The sequence below is a fragment of the Pseudomonas sp. GM50 genome (assembly GCF_000282375.1).
Lineage (GTDB): Bacteria > Pseudomonadota > Gammaproteobacteria > Pseudomonadales > Pseudomonadaceae > Aquipseudomonas.
Genome location: NZ_AKJK01000044.1, coordinates 87,896 through 109,816, shown reverse-complemented (window position 1 = coordinate 109,816; position 21,921 = coordinate 87,896). Strand labels below are relative to the sequence as shown.

Genomic DNA, 21,921 nt, shown 5'->3' with positions numbered 1-21,921 from the left:
AAAACCGGGGCGCAGTGTTAAAAGTAGTCCCAGTTGCGCCTGTTATCTTTTTTACCTGCCTGGATTGGGCAGTTTTTATAGTCATTCAACAGATGGACGCGCCATGGGCGCAGGAAAAGAAGCGTTTTGAAGAAATCCACCGCAGCACCTAAAACAGTCGTCCCGCTCTGGCGCCAGCAATTGCACTACCGGCTCAAGGAAGGTGCATTGATCGCCATCGGCGCCTTGTGCCTGTTCCTGATGATGGCTTTGTTGACCTACGGCAAAGACGATCCGGGCTGGAGCCATAACAGCAAGATCGACGATGTGCAGAACTTCGGCGGGCCGGCCGGCTCTTACAGCGCCGATATCCTGTTCATGGTCCTGGGTTACTTCGCCTACATTTTCCCGTTGCTGCTGGCGATCAAGGCGTATCAGATTTTCCGCCAGCGCCACGAACCGTGGCAGTGGAGCGGCTGGTTGTTCTCCTGGCGTCTGATCGGCCTGGTATTCCTGGTGCTGTCGGGTGCAGCGCTGGCCCACATCCATTTCCACGCGGCGACCGGTCTGCCGGCCGGCGCGGGCGGCGCTTTGGGCGAAAGCCTCGGCGATCTGGCCCGGAACGCGCTGAATATCCAGGGCAGCACGTTGTTGTTCATCGCGCTGTTCCTGTTCGGCCTGACGGTGTTCACCGACCTGTCGTGGTTCAAGGTGATGGACGTCACCGGCAAGATCACCCTTGATCTGTTCGAACTGTTTCAGGGCGCGGCCAATCGCTGGTGGGCGGCCCGTGTCGAACGCAAGCAACTGGTTGCTCAACTGCGTGAAGTCGACGATCGCGTGCATGACGTGGTCGCGCCGACCGTCACCGACAAACGCGAGCAAGCCAAGGTCAAGGAGCGCCTGATCGAGCGTGAGCAAGCCCTGAGCAAGCACATGTCCGAACGCGAGAAGCAGGTACCGCCGGTGATTGCCCCGGCTCCGCCCAAACCGGCCGCTCCCAGCAAGCGCGTGGAAAAAGAGAAACAGGCGCCGTTGTTCGTCGACAGCGCCGTGGAAGGCACCTTGCCGCCGATCTCGATTCTCGACCCCGCGGAAAAGAAACAACTCAATTATTCGCCCGAATCCCTGGCGGCCGTCGGCCACTTGCTGGAAATCAAGCTCAAGGAATTCGGCGTCGAGGTCTCGGTGGATTCGATTCACCCGGGCCCGGTCATTACCCGTTACGAAATCCAGCCAGCGGCCGGCGTCAAAGTCAGCCGTATCTCCAACCTGGCGAAAGACCTGGCCCGTTCCCTGGCCGTGACCAGCGTGCGTGTCGTGGAAGTGATTCCGGGCAAGACCACGGTCGGTATCGAGATCCCTAACGAAGACCGGCAGATCGTGCGGTTCTCCGAGGTCTTGTCGACCCCCGAGTACGATAACTTCAAGTCCCCGGTCACCCTGGCCCTGGGTCATGATATCGGCGGCAAGCCGGTCATCACCGACCTGGCGAAAATGCCGCACTTGCTGGTGGCCGGTACGACCGGTTCCGGTAAGTCGGTGGGCGTGAACGCGATGATCCTGTCGATTCTGTTCAAGTCTGGCCCGGAAGACGCCAAGCTGATCATGATCGACCCGAAAATGCTTGAGCTGTCGATCTACGAAGGCATTCCGCACCTGCTGTGCCCGGTGGTCACCGACATGAAGGACGCCGCCAACGCCTTGCGCTGGAGCGTCGCCGAGATGGAACGGCGCTACAAGCTGATGGCGAAGATGGGCGTGCGTAACCTGTCGGGCTTCAACGCCAAGGTCAAGGAAGCCCAGGACGCCGGCGAGCCGTTGAGCGATCCGCTGTACAAGCGCGAAAGCATCCACGACGAGGCGCCACTGCTGCAAAAACTGCCGACCATCGTGGTGGTGGTCGACGAATTCGCCGACATGATGATGATTGTCGGCAAGAAGGTCGAAGAGCTGATCGCCCGTATCGCCCAGAAGGCCCGTGCGGCCGGTATCCACTTGATCCTCGCGACCCAGCGTCCGTCGGTGGACGTGATCACTGGTTTGATCAAGGCGAACATTCCGACCCGTATGGCGTTCCAGGTATCGAGCAAGATCGATTCGCGGACCATCATCGACCAGGGCGGCGCCGAACAACTGCTGGGCCACGGTGATATGTTGTACATGCCGCCGGGCACCAGTCTGCCGATTCGTGTTCACGGCGCGTTCGTGTCCGATGACGAGGTTCACCGGGTGGTTGAAGCCTGGAAACTGCGCGGTGCGCCGGAATACAACGATGACATCCTCGCCGGTGTCGAAGAGCCCGGTAGCGGCTTTGAAAACGGCGGCGGTGGCGGTGACGATGATGCCGAAACCGATGCGCTCTACGACGAAGCGGTGCAGTTCGTACTGGAAAGCCGTCGCGCGTCCATCTCCGCGGTTCAGCGCAAGCTGAAAATCGGCTACAACCGCGCGGCGCGCATGATCGAGGCCATGGAAATGGCCGGGGTCGTGACGTCCATGAACACCAACGGTTCGCGTGAAGTCCTGGCCCCTGGCCCGGTGCGCGACTGATCCGGTTTTGAAAGGGGCGGTGTCTGAGATGCCGCCCGCACTCCCACGAATGTTTATGAGGACTCCCATGCGTCTTATCCGCATGTTGTTGCTGCCGGTACTGGCTTTGACCACGCTCTCGGCCCACGCCGATGACAAGGACGTGGCGCGTCTGACTCAACTGCTGGAAAAATCCCAGACCCTGAGCGCGCGTTTCTCCCAGCTGACTCTTGATGGCAGCGGCACCCAGTTACAAGAAACGGCGGGTGAAATGTCCTTGCAGCGCCCGGGCCTGTTCTACTGGCACACCAACGCGCCGGCCGAGCAAACCATGGTGTCGGACGGTAAGAAAGTGACCCTGTGGGACCCGGATCTGGAACAGGCCACCATCAAGAATCTCGATCAGCGTCTGACCCAGACCCCGGCGTTGCTGCTGTCCGGTGATGTATCGAAGATCAGCCAGAGCTTCGACATCAGCGCCAAGGAAGCCGGCGGCGTGATCGACTTCACCCTGAAGCCGAAAACCAAGGACACCCTGTTCGACAGCCTGCGCCTGTCGTTCCGCAATGGTCTGGTCAATGATATGCAGATGATCGACAGCGTCGGCCAGCGCACCAACATCCTGTTCACCGGCGTGAAGGCCAACGAGCCGATTCCGGCGTCCAAGTTCAAGTTCGACATCCCTAAAGGGGCGGACGTGATTCAAGAGTAAGACGCATAACCTGTGGGAGCGGGCTTGTGTGGCGAGGGGGCTTGCCCCCGTCCGGCTGCGAAGCAGTCGCAAAGCTTTTGGGGCCGCTTCGCGACCCAACGGGGGCAAGCCCCCTCGCCACAGATAGCCGCTCTTGTCACTGGGTGTTCGCCAGACTTCAGCGTTATGTAATAACCCGAGGTTTCATAAGTAGTGATGGACCTGTTTCGCAGCGCCCCGATTGCTCAGCCCTTGGCCGCACGCCTGCGCGCGACCAATCTGGACGAGTACGTCGGTCAGGAACACCTGCTCGCTCGCGGCAAGCCTTTGCGCGAAGCGCTGGAGCAGGGTGCCCTGCATTCGATGATTTTCTGGGGGCCGCCGGGGGTGGGTAAAACCACGTTGGCGCGGCTGCTCGCGGAAGTCTCCGATGCGCACTTCGAAACGGTTTCGGCGGTGTTGGCCGGCGTGAAGGAAATCCGCCAGGCGGTGGAAGTCGCCAAGCAGCAGGCCGGGCAGTACGGTAAACGCACCATCCTGTTCGTCGACGAAGTGCACCGCTTCAACAAGTCCCAGCAGGATGCGTTCCTGCCATACGTTGAAGACGGCACGCTGATTTTCATCGGCGCGACCACCGAAAACCCCTCGTTCGAACTCAATAACGCGCTCCTGTCCCGGGCACGCGTCTATGTGCTCAAAAGCCTCGACGAAGCCGCCCTGCGCAAGCTGGTGCATCGCGCGCTGACCGAAGAGCGCGGGCTGGGCAAGCGACAACTGACCCTCAGCGATGAAGGTTTCCAGATGCTGTTGTCCGCCGCCGATGGAGATGGCCGGCGTCTGCTCAACCTGCTGGAAAACGCCTCCGACTTGGCCGAAGACAATAGCGAAATCGGCGTCGACCTGCTGCAAAGTCTGCTCGGCGATACCCGCCGGCGCTTCGACAAGGGCGGCGAAGCCTTCTACGACCAGATCTCCGCGCTGCATAAATCGGTGCGCGGCTCCAACCCCGATGGCGCGCTGTACTGGTTCGCGCGGATGATCGACGGCGGTTGCGACCCGTTGTACCTGGCTCGGCGCGTGGTGCGCATGGCCAGCGAAGACATCGGTAATGCCGACCCTCGCGCCCTGAGCCTGTGCCTGGCGGCGTGGGAAGTGCAGGAGCGCCTTGGCAGCCCCGAAGGTGAGTTGGCGGTGGCCCAGGCCATCACGTATCTGGCCTGCGCGCCGAAAAGCAATGCGGTGTACATGGGCTTCAAAGCCGCGATGCGCAGCGCCACCGAACACGGTTCGCTCGAAGTGCCGCTGCACTTGCGCAATGCGCCGACCAAGTTGATGAAGCAATTGGGTTATGGCGATGAATACCGCTATGCCCACGATGAGCCGGATGCCTACGCCGCTGGCGAAGACTACTTCCCGGACGAACTCGAACCGCAACGGTTTTATCAACCAGTGCCCCGCGGCCTGGAACTGAAAATCGGCGAAAAGCTCAACCACCTCGCGCAGCTTGATCGTCTAAGCCCTCGACAGCGGAGAAAATAGTGATTCCATTGATCGTTGCCGTTTCTGTCGGCGGTGTCGCCGGCACGCTATTGCGCTTCGCCACCGGTAACTGGATCAACGCGAATTGGCCGCGGCACTTCTATACCGCGACGCTGGCCGTTAATATCGTGGGCTGTTTGCTGATCGGCGTTCTATACGGTCTGTTTTTGATTCGCCCGGAGGTACCGTTTGCGGTGCGCGCCGGGTTGATGGTCGGCTTCCTCGGGGGGCTGACGACTTTTTCATCCTTTTCACTGGATACGGTGCGCCTGCTGGAAACCGGGCAAGTGCCGCTGGCCCTGGGCTATGCGGTCATCAGCGTATTCGGCGGGCTGCTCGCCACCTGGGCTGGCCTGTCCTTGACCAAACTTTGATAACGAGAAACCGACATGCTCGATTCCAAACTGTTACGTAGCAACCTTCAGGACGTAGCGGACCGCCTGGCATCCCGTGGCTTTGCCCTGGATGTTGCGCGCATCGAAGCGCTGGAAGAACAGCGCAAGACCGTCCAGACCCGCACCGAAGCTCTGCAGGCTGAACGTAACGCGCGCTCCAAATCCATCGGTCAGGCCAAGCAGCGCGGCGAAGACATCGCGCCGTTGATGGCGGACGTCGAGCGCATGGCGGGTGAGTTGAGCGCCGGTAAAGTCGAGCTGGACGCGATTCAGACCGAGCTGGATTCGATCCTGCTGGGCATTCCGAACCTGCCGCACGAATCGGTGCCGGTCGGCGATGACGAAGAAGGCAACGTTGAAGTGCGTCGCTGGGGCACGCCTAAAGCTTTCGATTTCCCGGTTCAGGACCATGTGGCCCTGGGCGAGAAGTTCGGCTGGCTGGACTTCGAAACCGCCGCCAAGCTGTCCGGCGCCCGTTTCGCCCTGCTGCGCGGCCCGATCGCCCGTCTGCACCGTGCCCTGGCACAGTTCATGATCAACCTGCACATCAACGAACACGGTTACGAAGAGGCTTACACCCCGTACCTGGTGCAGGCGCCTGCGTTGCAGGGCACCGGTCAGTTGCCGAAGTTCGAAGAAGACCTGTTCAAGATCAGCCGCGAAGGCGAAGCCGATCTGTACCTGATCCCGACCGCTGAAGTGTCGCTGACCAACATCGTCGCTGGCGAAATCGTCGATTCGAAACTGCTGCCGATCAAGTTCGTGGCGCACACGCCGTGCTTCCGCAGCGAGGCCGGAGCATCGGGTCGCGACACGCGCGGCATGATCCGTCAGCACCAGTTCGACAAGGTCGAGATGGTGCAGATCGTTGAACCATCGACCTCAATGCAAGCGCTGGAAAACCTGACGGCCAACGCCGAAAAAGTCCTGCAATTGCTGGAGCTGCCATACCGCACCCTGGCGCTGTGCACCGGCGACATGGGCTTCAGCGCGGTCAAGACCTACGACCTGGAAGTGTGGATTCCGAGCCAGGACAAATACCGCGAAATTTCGTCGTGCTCCAACTGCGGCGATTTCCAGGCCCGCCGCATGCAAGCGCGTTTCCGCAACCCGGAAACCGGCAAGCCTGAGCTGGTTCACACCCTGAACGGTTCCGGCCTGGCGGTCGGTCGTACCCTGGTGGCGGTGCTCGAGAACTACCAGCAGGCCGACGGTTCGATCCGTGTGCCTGAGGTGCTCAAGCCGTACATGGGTGGTCTTGAGGTTATCGGCTAAATGGACTATCTGCCGCTGTTTCATAACCTTCGCGGCAGTCGTGTATTGGTCGTCGGCGGAGGGGAGATTGCCTTGCGCAAATCCCGCCTGCTGGCCGAAGCCGGTGCGCTGCTGCGGGTGGTTGCACCGCAAATCGAACCGCAACTGCGCGAGCTGGTGGTCGGCAGCGGTGGCGAGTGCCTGGTGCGTGGCTACGTCGAGGCGGATCTGGACGGTTGCGGGCTGATCATCGCTGCCACCGACGACGAACCGCTGAACGCGCATGTCTCCGCCGATGCTCATCGGCGTTGCGTGCCGGTCAACGTGGTGGACGCGCCGGCCCTGTGCAGCGTGATCTTCCCGGCGATCGTCGATCGTTCTCCGCTGATCATTGCGGTGTCCAGCGGCGGCGATGCGCCGGTGCTGGCGCGGTTGATTCGGGCCAAGCTGGAAACCTGGATTCCTTCCACCTACGGGCAACTGGCCGGTCTGGCGGCGCGTTTCCGCACTCAGGTCAAAGGCCTGTTTCCAGATGTGCAACAGCGCCGGGCGTTCTGGGAGGATGTATTCCAGGGTCCGATTGCCGACCGGCAACTGGCCGGGCAGGGCGCCGAGGCCGAGCGCTTGATGCTGGCGAAAATCAATGGTGAAGCGCCTGTCGCTACCGGCGAGGTTTATCTGGTGGGTGCAGGGCCGGGTGATCCCGACCTGTTGACCTTCCGCGCCTTGCGGCTGATGCAGCAAGCCGATGTGGTTTTGTATGACCGCTTGGTGGCGCCGGCGATTCTGGATTTGTGCCGTCGCGATGCCGAGCGAGTCTACGTTGGCAAGCGCCGCGCCGATCACGCCGTGCCTCAGGAACAGATCAACCAGCATCTGGTGGATCTGGCCAAGGCCGGCAAGCGCGTGGTGCGGTTGAAGGGCGGCGATCCGTTCATTTTCGGGCGCGGTGGCGAAGAGATCGAAGAACTGGCGGCCCATGGCATTCCGTTCCAGGTCGTCCCGGGCATTACCGCGGCCAGTGGTTGCGCGGCCTATGCCGGGATTCCGCTGACTCACCGCGATTACGCGCAGTCGGTGCGGTTCGTCACCGGGCACCTCAAGGACGGTTCCACCGATTTGCCGTGGGCTGATCTGGTCGCGCCGGCGCAAACCCTGGTGTTTTACATGGGGCTGGTGGGCCTGCCGATCATCTGCGAGCAGTTGATCAAGCACGGTCGCGCGGCCGATACCCCGGCGGCGTTGATCCAGCAGGGCACCACGGTCAATCAGCGGGTGTTTACCGGCACCCTGGCCGACCTTCCACGGCTGGTAGCGGAGCATGAAGTGCATGCGCCGACGCTGGTGATCGTCGGGGAAGTGGTGCAACTGCGCGAGAAACTGGCGTGGTTTGAGGGCGCCCAGGCGCAAGTCTGAATACCGCATCGCCCCCATCGCGAGCAGGCTCGCTCCCACAGGGATTTGTGAACGACGCAAATCAAATGTGGGAGCGAGCCTGCTCGCGATGAGGCCCTAAATCCTGAATAAACTTCAGGCCTTGCGCCAAACCCCTTTCCCCTTCAACCGTGCCCGATCATGAACCGCAGTGAAATCCTGCGCCGGCCCTTTAGGTACGATCCCAGTCGGATTGATGGTCTTGTGGCTACCGTAGTAGTGGTTCTTGATATGGGTGAAATCCACCGTCTCGGCAATCCCTGGCCACTGATAAATCTCCCGTAGCCAGTTCGACAGATTCGGATAATCGGCAATTCGCCGCAAATTGCATTTGAAGTGGCCGTAATACACCGCATCAAAGCGAATCAGGGTAGTGAATAGCCTGATGTCGGCTTCGGTCAGGTATTCACCCGTCAGGTAACGATTGGCGCCCAGCAATTGCTCCAGCCGATCCAGCTCACCAAACAGTTCATCGAACGCTTCTTCATAAGCCTGCTGCGAGGTGGCAAACCCGGCGCGGTACACGCCGTTGTTCACCGCCGGATAAATCCGCTCGTTCATGGCGTCAATTTCGTTTCGCAAGGGAGCCGGGTAGAAATCCAGGTCGTTGCCGGTCAAATCATCGAACGCGCTGTTGAACATGCGGATGATTTCCGCCGACTCATTGTTGACGATGCGATTCGTCTGTTTGTCCCAGAGCACCGGCACCGTGACGCGGCCGGTGTAGTTAGCGGTATCGACGGTGTAGCGCTGGTGCATGAAATTGAAGTGATCGAGCTTGTCGCCGGTCGAGCCCAGGTTCTTGTCAAAGGTCCAGCCGTTTTCCAGCATCAGCCAACTGACCACCGACACGTCGATCAGGCTTTCGAGGCCTTTGAGTTTGCGCAGGATCAACGTGCGATGAGCCCATGGGCAGGCGAGGGAGACGTAGAGATGATAGCGCCCGGCCTCGGCGGCAAAACCACCGACGCCGGTCGGGCCTGGCTTGCCGTCGGCGGTCAGCCAGTGGCGACGTTGCGCCTGTTCGCGCTGGAAGGTGCCGTCCTTGCTTTCATACCACTGATCTTGCCAGCGGCCTTCGACTAACAAACCCATGTTCAAAACTCCTCAACCGATAAGCGTTGGAGAGGAGTCTATGCGCATGGGTTCGAACAAAAAGCGCAAAGGTTAGGCAGTAATGATCGATTAAATCGATTTGTCCCGGGCGTCCCAGTACTGCTGGGCGGTTTCGAACGCTTGCTCGCGGGGCTGGCCGAGGCCGCGCAACGCCAGGGCCATGGTCGAGATCAGCGCCATTTGCGGGTAGCTGTCGACCACGTCGCCACGCCACACCGCTTTCAAATGCTCCGGATCGAGGCTGGCCGGTTTGACGTGGCGCTGGGTCGACAGCTGCGGCCATTCTTCATCCCAGCTTTCGCCGCCAGTGGTGCCATACAGGTGACTGTCGGCGTCCGGGTTGATCTCGATTTCACCGCCGTCGCCCTTGATGACGATGGCGGTGTCGCCGAGCAAACCGCTGGCATCGCGATGCACGGCCTGATAGCCAGGGTGGAAAATGCTTTGCAGGCCACAGCGAGCGCCCAACGGGTTGAGAATCCGCGCCAGGGAATGGATCGGCGAGCGCAGGCCCAAGGTGTTGCGCAGGTCGATCATCCGCTGAAGTTGCGGAGCCCAGTCCACCAATGGCATGAACGCCAGGCCGCCCTGATCGAGCGCAGCGTCGACCTGCTGCCAGGTGCGGCACAGTGGGATGTTCAGTGTTTCGAGCAGTTGTTCGCTGTACAGCCGACCGGCCGTGTGCGCACCGCCGCCATGCATGAAGATGCGCACGCCGTTCTGTGCCAGGCACTTGGCCGCCAGCAGGTACCACGGCAAGTGGCGCTTCTTGCCGGCATACGTCGGCCAGTCCAGATCGACCGCCAGCGCTGGCGGATTCAGGCGTTCACGCAAGGCTTCGGTGAACCCGGCCATTTCCTCGGCGCTTTCTTCCTTGTGTCGCAACAGCATCAGGAACGCGCCGAGTTGGGTGTCCTCGACCTTGTCGTCGAGCAACAGGCCCATGGCCTCGCGGGCTTCTTCGCGAGTCAGGTTGCGGGCACCGCGTTTACCTTTGCCAAGAATCCGCACGAACTGGGCGAACGGGTGCTCGGCGGGCGTTTCGAGGGTCAGTGCTGGATAGTCGGTCATAAGCAATTCGTCGGTTTGGGCAGGCCCGCCAGTTTCGCGGCGAGTTTGGCAGGGGTGCCTTTGAACAGTCGGTTCAGGTGCAGGCTGTTGCCCTTGTCGGGGCCGAGTTTCAATGCGGTGTACTTGATCAGCGGGCGGGTCGCCGGGGACAGCTGGAATTCGTCGTAGAAACTGCGCAGCAGTTCGAGGATCTCCCAGTGTTCCGGGCTCAACTCGATGTCTTCGGCGGCAGCGAGGGCGGCGGCCACCTCGGCAGACCAGTCACTCAGTTCGACCAGGAAACCGTCCTTGTCCAGTTCAATGGCGCGGGCGCCGACCGTCATGGATTTCATAGCCAACTGTTGACCTTGTCGTAGTGAATCGACAGTTCGACGAAGGCCGGGTAATCGATGGCCTTGGCCCAGTCCGGGACTTGCAGAGCCCGCGCTTGAGCATCTTCGGCCAGCACGAACAGTTTCAATTGGCGGGCGTGCAGCGCGCCGAACGGCACAGTGCCTGGCTGCAAGGCATAGGCCGCGTCGCCACTGAGCAGCAGCGCATCGTTGGCGCCGATCACACGCAGGCAACTGCTCAGACGCTCGTCGCCGAAAGGGGAATGAGACAACACATGCAAAGTCGACATCAGAGGGTGATCACCTGGTCGTAACGGTCAATGAGGGCGGTGATGTCCTGGGTGGTCAGTACCCGGGCTTCTTCAAGTGACAGGTTTTCGGGGTCCAGACCACGGGTCGCGGCGCTTTCACCACAGACGAACAGCTCTTCGACGCCGAACATCGGCAAGGCTTGCAGATTGGCGCTCAGGTCTTTCTGTTGCAGGGCTTTGGCGTTCTGTTCATTGGCGAGCTGGAACACACCGTCATCGAGAAACAGCAGGCCGATCGGCAGATCGAAGGCACCGCCGGCCAGGACGATGTCCAGTGCTTCGCGCGCATTCGGCCCGGACCACGGCGCCTGGCGGCTGATAATCAGCAAGGATTTAGCCATCTCACGCGCCTCCGAAACAGATCAAGCGGTCAGCGTCTTGCACCGCGTCATGCAACTGGCCGAGACCGGACAATTCCCACGGCGCACCCACCGCTACCGCTTCACGCTGATAGCGTTGGGCTTCTTCCTCGTTCAACACCCCACGGCGCAGGGCGGCGGCGATGCAGACCACGCCATCGAGTTGATGCTCGCTGACAAAGTTGCGCCACTGCTTGGGCAAGTCCTGCTCATCCTGAGGCGTGACCACGCTGGCGGACGCGTTGTAGACGCCATCCTGATAGAAAAACAGCCGGACAATTTCATGCCCGCCGGCCAGAGCGGCCTGGGCGAACAGCAAGGCGCGGCGCGAGGAGGGCGCATGGGCGGCGGAAAACAGCGCAATGGCGAACTTCATGACGGACTCGATCAGCGAAACTGCGGCCATGATAAAGCTTTATCGGCGGGGCGGCGAAGGGCGTTTGCTCGTAGACCGAGTCGCTGCTATCGCGAGCAGGCTCGCTCCCACAAGGGATTTGTGTCGTATATGGCATTGAAATCCACCACAGACCCCTGTGGGAGCGAGCCTGCTCGCGATAGCGGAGTATCAGGCAACATCAATGCTGAATGTGATAACCCAATCAGCGCGGCATGTAACCCAACTGCCAACGCCGCGGTATCTTCAACGACAGCACCCCCAGCACCCCGGCCAGCAGCCCGCTGACAAACAGCGCCTTGAGCCCAAGATGATGTTCCAGCACTGCACCCAGCACCGCGCCGGCAAACATCCCGGCCCACGGGATCAATTGCACTCGCCAGCCGTTGCGCCGCTCGCCAAGCATCCACCGCCCCAGCCCACGGCCAAACCGCGACAATGCCCCGGTGACGTAAGTCAGCCCGACCGGCAGGCCGTTCACTTCTTCCACGGCGGCATTGAGCATGCCCATGGCGATGATCGCCGCCAGCAGCGCAGGCAATTGCGTCTCATAGGGCCATGCCGCAGCGCCGCAGAGCAGGGTGGCAATGCACAGCAGCAACGGCAACGCCCGTCGGCCACCGAGCCGGCTGACGACAATGCCCAAGGCGTTGCCGGCGACAAATGTGGCCACGAGGATTACCAGGCGCAGGGTCAGCCCGAGGTCGCCATCGCTGATCGCCACGGCCAGACGGGTGGTGTTACCGCTCATGAAGGACACGAAGTCGCCGCTGGCCATGAAGCCGATGGCATCGGTCATGCCGGCGAGCACCGACAAACTGGCGACCAGCGACAGGCCGATGCGCCCGCGCCATTTATGGGTATGCAAATGGCCCGGTGTGGCCCGGGTGCTTGAGGGCGAAGGCAGCATCGATGAAGGCTTCCTTGAGCAGCGAGATTATTTGGTTAACCCATATAACTCGCAATACTCCAGCCAGTCCATGCCGGCCATCTCCGCGACTTCCTTGTGCACCTCCAGGCGTTGGGCCTGGTAGTCCTCGGGTGTGGCGGCAGTCAGTTGCAGTGTCAGCTCCCAGGCAAACAGACCCAGGCGCTCAGCCTCGGCTTCGAACGCTTCATGCAAGCGCTCGTCGCGGTACTGCGCCACTGTCACGCCCTTGGCTTGGGCCAATAGTGGATTCAGGTTGTCCAGTTCGACGCGCAATTCAGGACGCTCATCGAGAAACTTTTTCAGCGCCTGCTCGTGTTGCTGTTCGGTTGCCGCCATGGTCACTCCTTGGAAGACTGCTTTTTGCTCGCCTTGGCGGCCGCGGCCAGACACTCGAGCGCAAACTGCTCGGGGTAGGTCATCTGGATCGGCGTGGTTTCGCCTTTGACGGTTCTTTCGCCATCGAGAATGTAACGAATCCGTTTGTCGGTGACGCCAATTCGCTTGGCGATCCAGGAAGGCGTCTGACCGATCTGGCTGATCAGCTTGTCGGCGTATTCAGCGGTCGGTTTGTAGTATTCGGCGTTGGGTGTCATGACCTTTCCAGAAAAATGCGCCCGGGAAAATGGGCGATGCGGCGTTAATGGCGCGACAGGGTGCGCGAATCGTTGCGCGGTGTCGCGGTATAAATGAAGTAAAGCAGAACGATACGCCGCGCCGCGGTGATACAGTCCGCTTTTTCTTGATGAGCGAACGCAATGCGAATTCTGATGGTGGCGCTGGCCGCAACCTTGCTGGCGGGCTGCGCCGGATCGGCGATGAATGACGCCCGCACCAAAACCCCGTACAAAACCCTGACCTCGGACAAACCGGAAAAAGTCGTCGCCCAGTGCGTGCAGTTTGCCTGGCAGGACGAAGCGGTGTTCGGCGTCGATGCGGGTGCGTATCTGCAGCCGGGCAAGAAGGGTGGCTCCACGGTGTATACCCGTTCGGCCGAGTCCTTCGTGGACGTGAGCACCGACGCCTCGGGTACAGCGTTGAGTTACTACGCGCAGCATGACGATTTTGTCGCCAAGCGCCGATTGGCGGCGTTGGCGACCTGTCTCTGAACAGTCTGCAGTTTGAGGCTCAATCCCCAGACGATCGGCCGACGCCATTCCAATGTGGGAGCGGCGGTGCGGCGATCCGACTTGCTCGCGAAGGGGCCTTCAGGGGCGCCAAAAGCTTCGCGAGCAAGCCCGCTCCCACAGGTTGCGCGTCTTAATCAGTGTTAATGAGGCGCTTCTGGAAAAAGAAGCGCTTGTGGCCCGGCGGGTAATCGGCGATGTGCCCCAATTCGCTGTAGCCGTGCTTCTTGTAAAACTCCGGCGCCTGGAAGTCGAAGGTGTCCAGCCAGATCCCCACGCATTCCTTCTCCCGCGCCAGGTCTTCGGCCATCTGCATCAGCTTCGAGCCCATCCCTTGTCCCCGGGCCTGCTCCGGCACCGACAACAACTCAATGAAAAACCACTGGTAAAACACTCGGCCATAAAGCCCGCCGAGAATCTCGTCGCTGTCATTGCGTACCAGCAAAGCAATCTGCTCCGACACCGTGGCCCCGGCCTTTGAGGCGTTGTAAGCGCGCAGCGGTGTGAGGATGGCCAAGCGTTCTTCTTCCGTGGGGTTATGTGAACGTTCGATTCTCAGGGGCATGGCGACATCCTTATGGTGAAGAGAGATAGCCGGAATCAGCCTATCGTGATCTCTGTGGTTGATTCATCCTGGCGGATCATGCAATTGCAGGGGCCTCGAGCGCTGGGTCTGTCGTCTGACGTCCTTTTGCCAATTGCGGCGTACCCAGCCAAGTTTGACAAGTGATGCCATTAAGCTATTAGTCATGGTAACGCTTCAAACGGCTGCTCGAGCAAGTCTGTTTTCTGAACGTGTCGCCGCCAAACCGTCTGGGGAGAAAATCTGGACGAATTTTTCTCGGGCATGAGTTTCATTAATGCAAGGATGACTAATGAACAAGGCACCGTTTGCATGTTTAGCGCTCGCCATGATTTTCCACGCAGGCTGTACGACTCACCTGCAAAGTCGCCAGGATGGCTATGGGCCTTACACCCATGCTCCTGATAAAACCTTTATCGAAATGGGCGGTGGCTATGGACTGCCGATGCTGCAGTTCAAAATATCGGTACGTCGCACGCTGCTGCAATGTACCAACGAAGCGGGCACTCCCGACATTCGCTTCCTGACCAAAGTCGAAGCCGATCCGTCCTACATCGTGGGCGAGCGCATTTCCGTCGACAGCGAAAAAATGGCGGGTTGGAGCAAAGTCTCCCGACTCTCGCTGGAAACTTACGACAGTGGTGTCATCAAAAGCTTGAACGCAGCCGCCGAAGATCAGACCAAGGCGATCGCCGGTAGCGTTGTAAAGAGTGGCTTCAGTCTTTTGAGCCTGGTCAGCGGGGTGCCGCTGGTGAATCTGAGCGAGGAGCCGCGTGAGGGGCCGCCTGAACCACCTTCAACCTACGTCTGCAGCGCCACGACGCTTTCGGCATTGAAGGAGATCCAGGCAGAAACCGGCAACCTGGAAGCACAAACCGAGCAGTTGGTGATCCTGACCGACGAAGTGGCACGGATGGAACGGCTGGCTGGTCTGGGAGGGCTGTCCCAGGCGCTAAAAAATCAGTTGGATAAGGTGCAGAAAGAAGCTTCGGTGCAAAGTAAACGAGTTGCCAAAGCCGATCAATCGCTGGCCCGCCTGATTAAAAGGGTGTCCATCACTGAAGAGATTATCTGGCCGCGAACCTACAAGCAGACGGAGCTGAACGAAGCACCCAGTGCCCACAGCAAAGCTGCTCTTTTGGCACTTTTCCAGCGACGGCCTGTTGCCAACGGCTACAGCGACGCTCAACTTTCCGCCACGCTTAATTTGAAAGGCCGACTCGTTCCGGTGGTCAAGACAGCAGATGCCGTGCCATGCAGCGACACCCAACTGTGTGATCACAAGGCTGTGGACGCCGACGATGGCGAGGGGTTGCTTTACCGTGACCCTGTTGCGGCGCGCTTGTTGATTTGTGAAGTGTCTGACCTACGCAATTGCAACGTCGATGGGGCAACGGGAGTGGTGGTCAGCAGTATCGTGATGGTGCCGCAACTGGGCAAGTTGCGAATGCTGACATTTCGAAATGGTGTGTTCCAGAACAACGAGCTCAAGGTTGTGTTCCGCGAGAATGGTGGTATCGCAACGATCAGTTACGACGAGAAAGCCGCGCGCGGTCAACAATTGGCAGAAACCGTGTCCGCCGGCCTGGATCAGGCAGTGGCCTACAGGGATGCGCGACAAGCCCATGAGCTCAAGCAACTGACCGATACCAAGGCTCAGGTGCAGGCGCAGCGGCAATCAGAGCTGGATGAACTTGATGCCCGGATTGCGGTGCTGCAAAAGACCCGCCAGATCAATGAGCTGAGTGTGCAAAGCAGCCAGGATACGTCGTTAAGTGACGTCAAGGCCGAGACTGCCAGGCTGAACGCCCATATCGCCTTGCTTGAAGCGCAACGTCAGGTACGAGAGGGCGAGCAAGCATTGGCAAACGCCCGGGAGTCTTGACATGAAGAAGCCTGGTAAACCTCACTCGGTCTGGATGTTGATCATTTTGGCTGTGCCGGTCTGGTCGCCTCTTGACGCCAGAGCCGATCCGCTAGAGACGATCCACGAGCCTTCCGGTGCCTTTGCCATCACCTTCAAAGGCAATCGATTTGTCCTCTATCCGTTTGGCGCGGTGCAGAAAGACAACGTCTGGGACAAGCCAGGCTGGACGCGCACGGGCGAGAAGCCGATAGACGTCTGTTGGGAACGCCTTGCCGATTCTCCTGAGGTGTTTAGGGCTGCTGTTCGGGACGCCGTGGTTAAATCCTGGCAGCGCTATGGCATGGTTTCATTCCAAGGGTGGGGGCAATGCCAGGATCTGGAGTTTGGCATTCGTATCGGTATCAGCGCTGATGCGTCCGGGACGGTGTCCCTCGGACAGCGTCTGACCAACGTTCAAAACGGCATGATGTTGCGTGTGGATTATGCGACCAACACTAAATGCAAAAACCGCGTTGAGTTCTGTGTGCGTGCCGTAGCCGTGCATGAATTCGGACATGCGCTGGGGTTGGCCCATGAACAGAATCGTAAGTATTCCCCCAATGAGGCAACCGATTGGTGTCGCGACACTTACAAGAGCGGCGACTTTCCGGATTTGAACATCACGGTCTACGATCCGCAGTCGATCATGAATTACTGCAATAAGGACTGGAACAATCACGGTCTGCTGAGCGAGAAGGACATCGAGGCTGTGCGACGTCTGTATGGCAGCAGAACCTGAGTCGTCGCTCGCAGGGGGGAACCCCAAGCATGCCAAGAGGTCTAGCCTCAATAGCGTCGCCTATGAGGAACAGCCCGTGAATATTTTCGAAGCCTTGCGCGAAAGCCACGATCGTCAGCGCCGCTATGCCGTTGCACTGATTCAAACCCGTGGCGACACCCCGGAACGGGCCGAGGCTTACAAACGGCTCAAATCCGAGCTTCAGGCCCACGAAACCGCTGAAGAACGCCACTTCTACATGCCGCTGATGGAGTTCGACAACGGTGTGGATCTTAGCCGCCACGCCATCTCCGAACACCACGAAATGGACGAGATGATGGAAGCGCTGGATGCGACCGAAATGTCCAGTCCGTCCTGGTTGGCAACGGCGAAAAAGCTCTCGGAGAAGGTCCATCACCACTTGAAAGAGGAGGAGCAGAAGTTCTTCCAGATGGCCGGCAAGTTGCTCGACGACCAACAGAAAGAAGCCCTCGCCGGGCAGTATCAGAAAGAATACAAGGCGCAACTTTCCTGAGGATGAAAGCGTGCCAATCGTTACCTTGCGCTGTAATCCTTTTGCCACAAGGCTCGTAGGATTTGATTTGGTGAGCTGGTTGTGCATCCAGTGTTTTCGGGCGAATGGTTCGCAAACGCATGATCCACCCCAGAAATGAGCCAATGGACAAAAAAACCAGCTCCGTTAGGTTGAAGGCCTCTCCTCGGGAAGGAGAGTTCTTCAATCAACGGAGTGAAAAAGATGAACCAACCACAGACTCAAACGCAACTTCGACACGGTCGTGTCACATCCCCCTTCAGCCGCGGCGCGGTTGCCGTGGAGCTGGGATTGCTGGGTAACTGGCAGGTCAACGAAATGGAAGGCGGCAAGAATTTCCCGTCGCCTACCGCAGGCCCGTTCCCGGTGCCGTATCAAACCGACAGCGACAGCGTGACCCCTCCCGCCGACGGCCACATCCTCAGCGGCGGCAAGGTCGACGACCGTGATTGCATCAACTTCACCAACGAGGAAATGAGCAAAAAACTCAATCGTCCGTTCGCCTGGCCGCTATTGAATGTCGCCCCTGGCCAGACCTTCAAGGTCACTTGGGAATACACCGCGCCCCACGTCACCCGTGGCTATCGCTGGCTCATCACCAAGGACGGCTGGGACCCGAAACGACGCATCAGCCGCGCGCAACTGGAGGCACAACCGTTCTTCGATGACTTCTACACCCAGGTGCCGTACTACAGCCATTCGGCCGAGATGAAGGCCAAGGTCAACCACGAAGTGAAATTGCCGGCCAACAAGCAGGGCCATCACGTCATCGTGCTGATGTGGATCGTGGCCAACACGGGCAACGCGTTCTATCAAGCGTTCGACGTGGATTTCAAGTAACGCCAAACCTCTGAATCAACACGTTCTGAAGGATTAGAACATGTCAAAAATCGACTTTTCATTACTCAAATCTCAACTGAGCGACGCCGCTTCGTTGATGCCCTCGATCGCCGGTAAAAAGATCCTCATGGGCTTCTGGCACAACTGGCCGGCTGGCCCGAGTGACGGTTACCAGCGCGGGAAGTTCGCCAACATGAACCTGGCGGACGTACCCAAGGAGTACAACGTGGTGGCCGTGGCCTTCATGAAGGGCAACGGCATCCCGACCTTCAAGCCTTACAACCTGTCCGACGCCGAGTTCCGCCGTCAGGTCGGCGTGCTGAACAGCCAGGGCAGGGCGGTACTGATTTCCCTTGGTGGCGCCGACGCGCATATCGAGCTGCACAAAGGTAACGAACAGCCGCTGGCCAACGAAATCATCCGACTGGTCGAAACCTACGGCTTCGATGGGCTGGACATCGATCTTGAACAGAGCGCGATTGATTTCGCCGACAACAAGACCGTCCTGCCCGCCGCCCTGAAACTGGTGAAGGATCATTACGCCGGCGAAGGCAAACACTTCATCATCAGCATGGCGCCGGAGTTTCCGTACCTGTCCACTTCCGGCAAATACGTCGGCTACCTCCAGGCGCTGGAAGGCTATTACGACTTCATCGCGCCGCAGTATTACAACCAGGGCGGCGACGGCCTCTGGGTGCCGGAAGCCAACAATGGCGCTGGTGCCTGGATCGCCCAGAACAATGACGCGATGAAGGAGGACTTCCTGTTCTACCTGACCGAAAGTCTGGTGACCGGCACTCGCGGGTATACGAAGATTCCTGCGGACAAGTTCGTCATTGGCCTGCCGTCCAACGTCGATGCGGCGGCCACCGGCTATGTGATCAATCCGACCGATGTGGTGAACGCCTTCAAGCGCCTCGACGCCAAGGGGCTTCCCATCAAAGGCCTGATGACGTGGTCGGTGAACTGGGACAACGGGGTCAGCAAGGACAACGTTGCGTACAACTGGGAGTTCAGTCGGCGTTATGGACCGTTGATCCACGGCCAGCAGCTGTCTTCTCAAGAGGAAACCGCAGCGATTCCTGAAATCGCCAACCAGCGATAAAAAAGAAGCCCGGCAGTCATGCCGGGCTTTTCTGTTTTCGCCTAACATGGACGCCTTCTGACGAAAATAGGGATGGATTGTCATGTCGAACACAGCCGAGCGGGTCAACATCATCGAGTCCCAGGTGCTGTCCCACGACTGGTATCTGCTGAAGAAAATCACTTTCGATTATTTGCGCAACAACGGCGACTGGCAGCGTCAGACTCGCGAAGTCTACGACCGGGGCAATGGCGCGGCCATTCTGCTGTTCAACCGCGAGAAGAAAACCGTTGTGCTGACCCGCCAGTTCAGGCTGCCGGTGTTCGTCAACGGCCACGATGGTTTGCTGATTGAAGTGGCGGCGGGCCTGCTGGAAGGCGTTGCGCCTGAAGAGCGCATTCGCGCTGAGGCCGAGGAGGAAACCGGCTATCGCGTCCACCATGTGCAGAAGGTTTTCGAAGCCTACATGAGCCCCGGTTCGGTGACTGAAAAGCTGCATTTCTTCATCGCCGAGTACGACGCCTCTTCCAAAGTCAGTGATGGCGGCGGGCTGGAGGAAGAAACCGAAGAGCTGGAAGTGCTGGAGTGGACGTTCGACGAGGCGTTGGCGGCGTTCTATCGCGGGGAAATCTGCGATGCCAAGACCATCATGCTGCTGCAGTATGCGGCGATGAAAAACATCTTCGGAGCGGTTTGAGCAGGATTGGATTGGTCTCTGAATTGAGAGAGCGTTCAGGCACAATGGTCGAGCATTTCGGCACAGTAACCAGCCTTTGCTCTCTCTAAACTCGTGCCTCACGCCAACACTCAGATGAGGTCACGATGAACATCAGAATAATCCTATCCGCATTGTCCATGGGGGTCGTGCTCACTGGACACGCTGCCGACTTCTCGCTGAAGAGCCAGGATATTGCTGAAAACCGCCCGTTGACCAGCCGCGAGGTGTTCCAGGGGTTCGGTTGCGAAGGGGGCAATACTTCGCCCGAGCTTTCCTGGAGCAATGCCCCGGCGGGGACTAAAAGTTACGCGATCACGGTCTACGATCCCGATGCACCGACCGGCAGCGGCTGGTGGCATTGGACGGTGGTCAACTTACCCGCTTCAACCAGCAGTTTGCCAAGAGGGGTCGGCTCGAACCTGCCTGCCGGTGCAGTACAAGGGCGAACCGATTATGGCCAACCGGGGTTTGGCGGGGCTTGCCCTCCAGTAGGGGATAAGCCGCATCGCTATCAATTCACCGTATGGGCGCTGAAAGTCGATAAGCTACCACTCGACAACCAGGCCAGCGGCGCCTTGGTGGGCTATATGCTCAATGCCAACGCCTTGGCCAAAGCGACCATCACTTCAACTTACGGACGTTAAGAACAATGCGCCCTTGTGTCGGCATACAGCACCGGGAAAACATTATCGATGCGTGTGTCATACGGGCGCGACAGCCCCATACATTGCAACGGGTGCCGATATTCGCTACCGCCTTGTGTCGAGTGCGGCAGGGGGAAAAACTGCTGCAATGGGATGACCGGCAGATGCGTGCAGGGCCGCAACATCTGATTCTGATGCCGGCCGGGCGCGAGCTTGGCATCTCGAACTTCCCCGGCCTTCACGGTCACTACATTGCCGATGTGGTGACCTTTCCCGGTTCGACACTGCGTAACTTCAGCAGCCGATATGGCCAGCAGATCATCAGCCATCGCCATGCCCAGAAGACAGACCTGTGTGTCCCTCTGGACAGGCATACCACACAGGCATGGGATCAGTTGTTGGCGGCCATCAATGCGGATGCTCCGGATGCATTACGCACCCACTATGGGGAAGCGGTGCTTCTGAGCCTGTGCCTCGGCGGCCAGGCCGGACCGCTGCTGATGGATCGCAACGATCCTCTGTGCGAACGGGTGCAGCAGTTGGTAATGAGCAGCCCGGAGAGAGACTGGACTGTTGCGCATGTTGCACAACACCTGAACCTGGGGGAGTCGACGTTGCGTCGCCAACTGGCCAATGAGGGGAGCAGTTTCAGGAATATTCTGGAAAACGTTCGGCTGGCGACGGCGCTGCAATGGTTGCAAACCACTTCTCGCCCCATCGGTGAAATTGCCGGTGCCAGCGGTTACGCCTCGGCCTCACGTTTTGCAGTGCGTTTTCGCTCACACTATGGCCTGTCGCCACGGGAATTGCGGGCGGCGATCTAGGTAATTGCTGAGAGATGTTCCCTGTCTTTTTGTAGGGGCCGTTAGATAAACAAATCATCCATCCTGCCGGCCCCGTGGCACTCGTACCCCTCCAGCGTCAGCAACCGCTCTTTCGCCTCAAGCCCACCGGCAAACCCCGTCAGTTTCCCCGACGCCCCAATCACCCGATGACACGGCGCGATAATCGAAATCGGATTCTTGCCATTCGCCGCACCCACCGCGCGAACCGCACTGGGATTGCCGATCTGCCGGGCTATCTCGCTGTAGCTGCGAGTCTCGCCAAACGGAATGGTCAGTAACGCCTGCCATACCTTCTGCTGAAATTCCGTCCCGGCAAAGTCCAGTTCCAGCTCGAAACGGTTACGCGTGCCGGCGAAGTATTCCTGCAACTGCTGTGCGGTGCGCACCAGGATCGGGTTGTCCGCCGCTTCAGTCATCGGTCCCAGCCTTACCCGGCCCGGTTTGTCGTTTTCCCAGAGGATGGCCGCCAGTCGCGCGCCTTTCGCCACCAGTTTCAATTCGCCGACCGGAGACGCCAGGGTGGTGAAGGTGTAGGACATGCCGGCGGACTCCGCAAAAGTGCTGAACA

Annotated in this window: 25 protein-coding genes and 1 pseudogene; 15 read left to right on the top strand and 11 right to left on the bottom strand. The window is 59.4% G+C overall.

The genetic code is table 11. The features are described from left to right. The first annotated feature begins 126 nt into the window (after positions 1–126). The 6 genes from PMI30_RS19180 to cysG all read left to right on the top strand — a co-directional run bounded on the left by PMI30_RS19180 (position 127) and on the right by cysG (position 7,806). A complete protein-coding gene (locus PMI30_RS19180; RefSeq protein WP_032830114.1) occupies positions 127–2,532 on the top strand; it encodes a DNA translocase FtsK in 2,406 nt (801 codons plus the stop codon). Positions 2,533–2,599: 67 nt separating this feature from the next. Continuing rightward, complete coding sequence (lolA, locus tag PMI30_RS19185; RefSeq protein WP_008008560.1) at positions 2,600–3,223, top strand: outer membrane lipoprotein chaperone LolA; 624 nt, start codon at positions 2,600–2,602, stop codon at positions 3,221–3,223. Between the two features lie 195 nt (positions 3,224–3,418). Then, the gene (locus tag PMI30_RS19190; RefSeq protein WP_008008559.1) at positions 3,419–4,741 is read left to right on the top strand and encodes a replication-associated recombination protein A; all 1,323 of its coding nucleotides are present in this window, start codon (positions 3,419–3,421) and stop codon (positions 4,739–4,741) included. Next, positions 4,741–5,115 (top strand): fluoride efflux transporter CrcB, encoded by a 375-nt coding sequence (gene crcB / locus PMI30_RS19195; protein ID WP_008008558.1) that lies wholly within the window; start codon positions 4,741–4,743, stop codon positions 5,113–5,115. Before PMI30_RS19190 ends, crcB begins: the two co-directional genes overlap by 1 nt. A gap of 15 nt (positions 5,116–5,130) precedes the next feature. Beyond that, complete coding sequence (gene serS / locus PMI30_RS19200) at positions 5,131–6,411, top strand: serine--tRNA ligase (RefSeq protein ID WP_008008557.1); 1,281 nt, start codon at positions 5,131–5,133, stop codon at positions 6,409–6,411. Continuing rightward, a complete protein-coding gene (gene cysG / locus PMI30_RS19205; protein WP_008008556.1) occupies positions 6,412–7,806 on the top strand; it encodes a siroheme synthase CysG in 1,395 nt (464 codons plus the stop codon). It abuts the gene before it with no gap. 114 nt (positions 7,807–7,920) lie between these two features. On the opposite strand, the gene PMI30_RS19210 is transcribed toward cysG, so the two are convergent. The 9 genes from PMI30_RS19210 to PMI30_RS19250 all read right to left on the bottom strand — a co-directional run bounded on the left by PMI30_RS19210 (position 7,921) and on the right by PMI30_RS19250 (position 12,931). Then, the gene (locus tag PMI30_RS19210) at positions 7,921–8,919 is read right to left on the bottom strand and encodes a glutathione S-transferase family protein (protein ID WP_008008554.1); all 999 of its coding nucleotides are present in this window, start codon (positions 8,917–8,919) and stop codon (positions 7,921–7,923) included. A 90-nt stretch (positions 8,920–9,009) separates the two neighbouring features. After that, on the bottom strand, positions 9,010–10,011 hold the full coding sequence (locus PMI30_RS19215) for a glycosyl transferase family protein (protein WP_008008553.1): 1,002 nt from the start codon (positions 10,009–10,011) through the stop codon (positions 9,010–9,012). Beyond that, positions 10,008–10,343 (bottom strand): TusE/DsrC/DsvC family sulfur relay protein, encoded by a 336-nt coding sequence (locus PMI30_RS19220; RefSeq protein WP_007904907.1) that lies wholly within the window; start codon positions 10,341–10,343, stop codon positions 10,008–10,010. The genes PMI30_RS19215 and PMI30_RS19220 overlap by 4 nt, the downstream gene beginning before the upstream one ends. After that, on the bottom strand, positions 10,340–10,633 hold the full coding sequence (gene tusB / locus PMI30_RS19225) for a sulfurtransferase complex subunit TusB (protein WP_008008552.1): 294 nt from the start codon (positions 10,631–10,633) through the stop codon (positions 10,340–10,342). Before tusB ends, PMI30_RS19220 begins: the two co-directional genes overlap by 4 nt. Next, entirely contained in the window at positions 10,633–10,995 is a 363-nt protein-coding gene (gene tusC, locus PMI30_RS19230; protein ID WP_008008551.1) for a sulfurtransferase complex subunit TusC, read from the bottom strand. The genes tusB and tusC overlap by 1 nt, the downstream gene beginning before the upstream one ends. A gap of 1 nt (position 10,996) precedes the next feature. Then, positions 10,997–11,389, bottom strand: coding sequence for a sulfurtransferase complex subunit TusD (tusD, locus tag PMI30_RS19235; protein WP_008008550.1), 393 nt, complete (start codon positions 11,387–11,389; stop codon positions 10,997–10,999). A 223-nt stretch (positions 11,390–11,612) separates the two neighbouring features. Then, positions 11,613–12,317: a YoaK family protein gene (locus PMI30_RS19240; RefSeq protein ID WP_008008548.1), complete on the bottom strand. Its 705-nt coding sequence runs from the start codon at positions 12,315–12,317 to the stop codon at positions 11,613–11,615. Positions 12,318–12,344: 27 nt separating this feature from the next. Further along, entirely contained in the window at positions 12,345–12,674 is a 330-nt protein-coding gene (locus PMI30_RS19245) for a DUF6388 family protein (protein ID WP_008008547.1), read from the bottom strand. A 2-nt stretch (positions 12,675–12,676) separates the two neighbouring features. Continuing rightward, positions 12,677–12,931 (bottom strand): hypothetical protein, encoded by a 255-nt coding sequence (locus tag PMI30_RS19250; RefSeq protein WP_008008546.1) that lies wholly within the window; start codon positions 12,929–12,931, stop codon positions 12,677–12,679. Positions 12,932–13,093: 162 nt separating this feature from the next. Between PMI30_RS19250 and PMI30_RS19255 the strand changes: the two genes are divergently transcribed. Next, on the top strand, positions 13,094–13,444 hold the full coding sequence (locus tag PMI30_RS19255) for a hypothetical protein (protein ID WP_008008545.1): 351 nt from the start codon (positions 13,094–13,096) through the stop codon (positions 13,442–13,444). Positions 13,445–13,595: 151 nt separating this feature from the next. Here PMI30_RS19255 and PMI30_RS19260 read toward each other — a convergent pair whose 3' ends face one another. Continuing rightward, a complete protein-coding gene (locus PMI30_RS19260; protein ID WP_008008544.1) occupies positions 13,596–14,027 on the bottom strand; it encodes a GNAT family N-acetyltransferase in 432 nt (143 codons plus the stop codon). A gap of 310 nt (positions 14,028–14,337) precedes the next feature. Between PMI30_RS19260 and PMI30_RS19265 the strand changes: the two genes are divergently transcribed. From PMI30_RS19265 to PMI30_RS19295, 8 genes and pseudogenes are all read left to right on the top strand, one after another. Continuing rightward, complete coding sequence (locus PMI30_RS19265) at positions 14,338–15,930, top strand: hypothetical protein (protein ID WP_008008543.1); 1,593 nt, start codon at positions 14,338–14,340, stop codon at positions 15,928–15,930. A gap of 1 nt (position 15,931) precedes the next feature. Then, the gene (locus PMI30_RS0129605) at positions 15,932–16,690 is read left to right on the top strand and encodes a matrixin family metalloprotease (RefSeq protein ID WP_008008542.1); all 759 of its coding nucleotides are present in this window, start codon (positions 15,932–15,934) and stop codon (positions 16,688–16,690) included. Between the two features lie 76 nt (positions 16,691–16,766). Further along, positions 16,767–17,204, top strand: coding sequence for a hemerythrin domain-containing protein (locus tag PMI30_RS19270; RefSeq protein WP_008008541.1), 438 nt, complete (start codon positions 16,767–16,769; stop codon positions 17,202–17,204). Positions 17,205–17,426: 222 nt separating this feature from the next. Continuing rightward, positions 17,427–18,062 carry a lytic polysaccharide monooxygenase auxiliary activity family 9 protein gene (locus tag PMI30_RS19275; RefSeq protein WP_008008540.1) on the top strand — a complete coding sequence of 212 codons (636 nt, stop codon included), beginning with the start codon at positions 17,427–17,429 and terminating at the stop codon, positions 18,060–18,062. Positions 18,063–18,102: 40 nt separating this feature from the next. Further along, positions 18,103–19,137, top strand: a pseudogene (locus PMI30_RS19280) (chitinase); the annotation flags it as partial. A 112-nt stretch (positions 19,138–19,249) separates the two neighbouring features. Then, on the top strand, positions 19,250–19,843 hold the full coding sequence (locus PMI30_RS19285) for an NUDIX domain-containing protein (RefSeq protein ID WP_008008537.1): 594 nt from the start codon (positions 19,250–19,252) through the stop codon (positions 19,841–19,843). Between the two features lie 125 nt (positions 19,844–19,968). Next, on the top strand, positions 19,969–20,508 hold the full coding sequence (locus PMI30_RS19290) for a kinase inhibitor (protein WP_008008535.1): 540 nt from the start codon (positions 19,969–19,971) through the stop codon (positions 20,506–20,508). A gap of 5 nt (positions 20,509–20,513) precedes the next feature. Then, the gene (locus PMI30_RS19295) at positions 20,514–21,332 is read left to right on the top strand and encodes a helix-turn-helix transcriptional regulator (RefSeq protein WP_008008534.1); all 819 of its coding nucleotides are present in this window, start codon (positions 20,514–20,516) and stop codon (positions 21,330–21,332) included. Positions 21,333–21,373: 41 nt separating this feature from the next. Here the strand turns inward: PMI30_RS19295 and PMI30_RS19300 are convergent, their stop codons facing one another. Continuing rightward, positions 21,374–21,892 carry a methylated-DNA--[protein]-cysteine S-methyltransferase gene (locus tag PMI30_RS19300; RefSeq protein WP_008008533.1) on the bottom strand — a complete coding sequence of 173 codons (519 nt, stop codon included), beginning with the start codon at positions 21,890–21,892 and terminating at the stop codon, positions 21,374–21,376. Between the last annotated feature and the right edge of the window lie 29 nt (positions 21,893–21,921).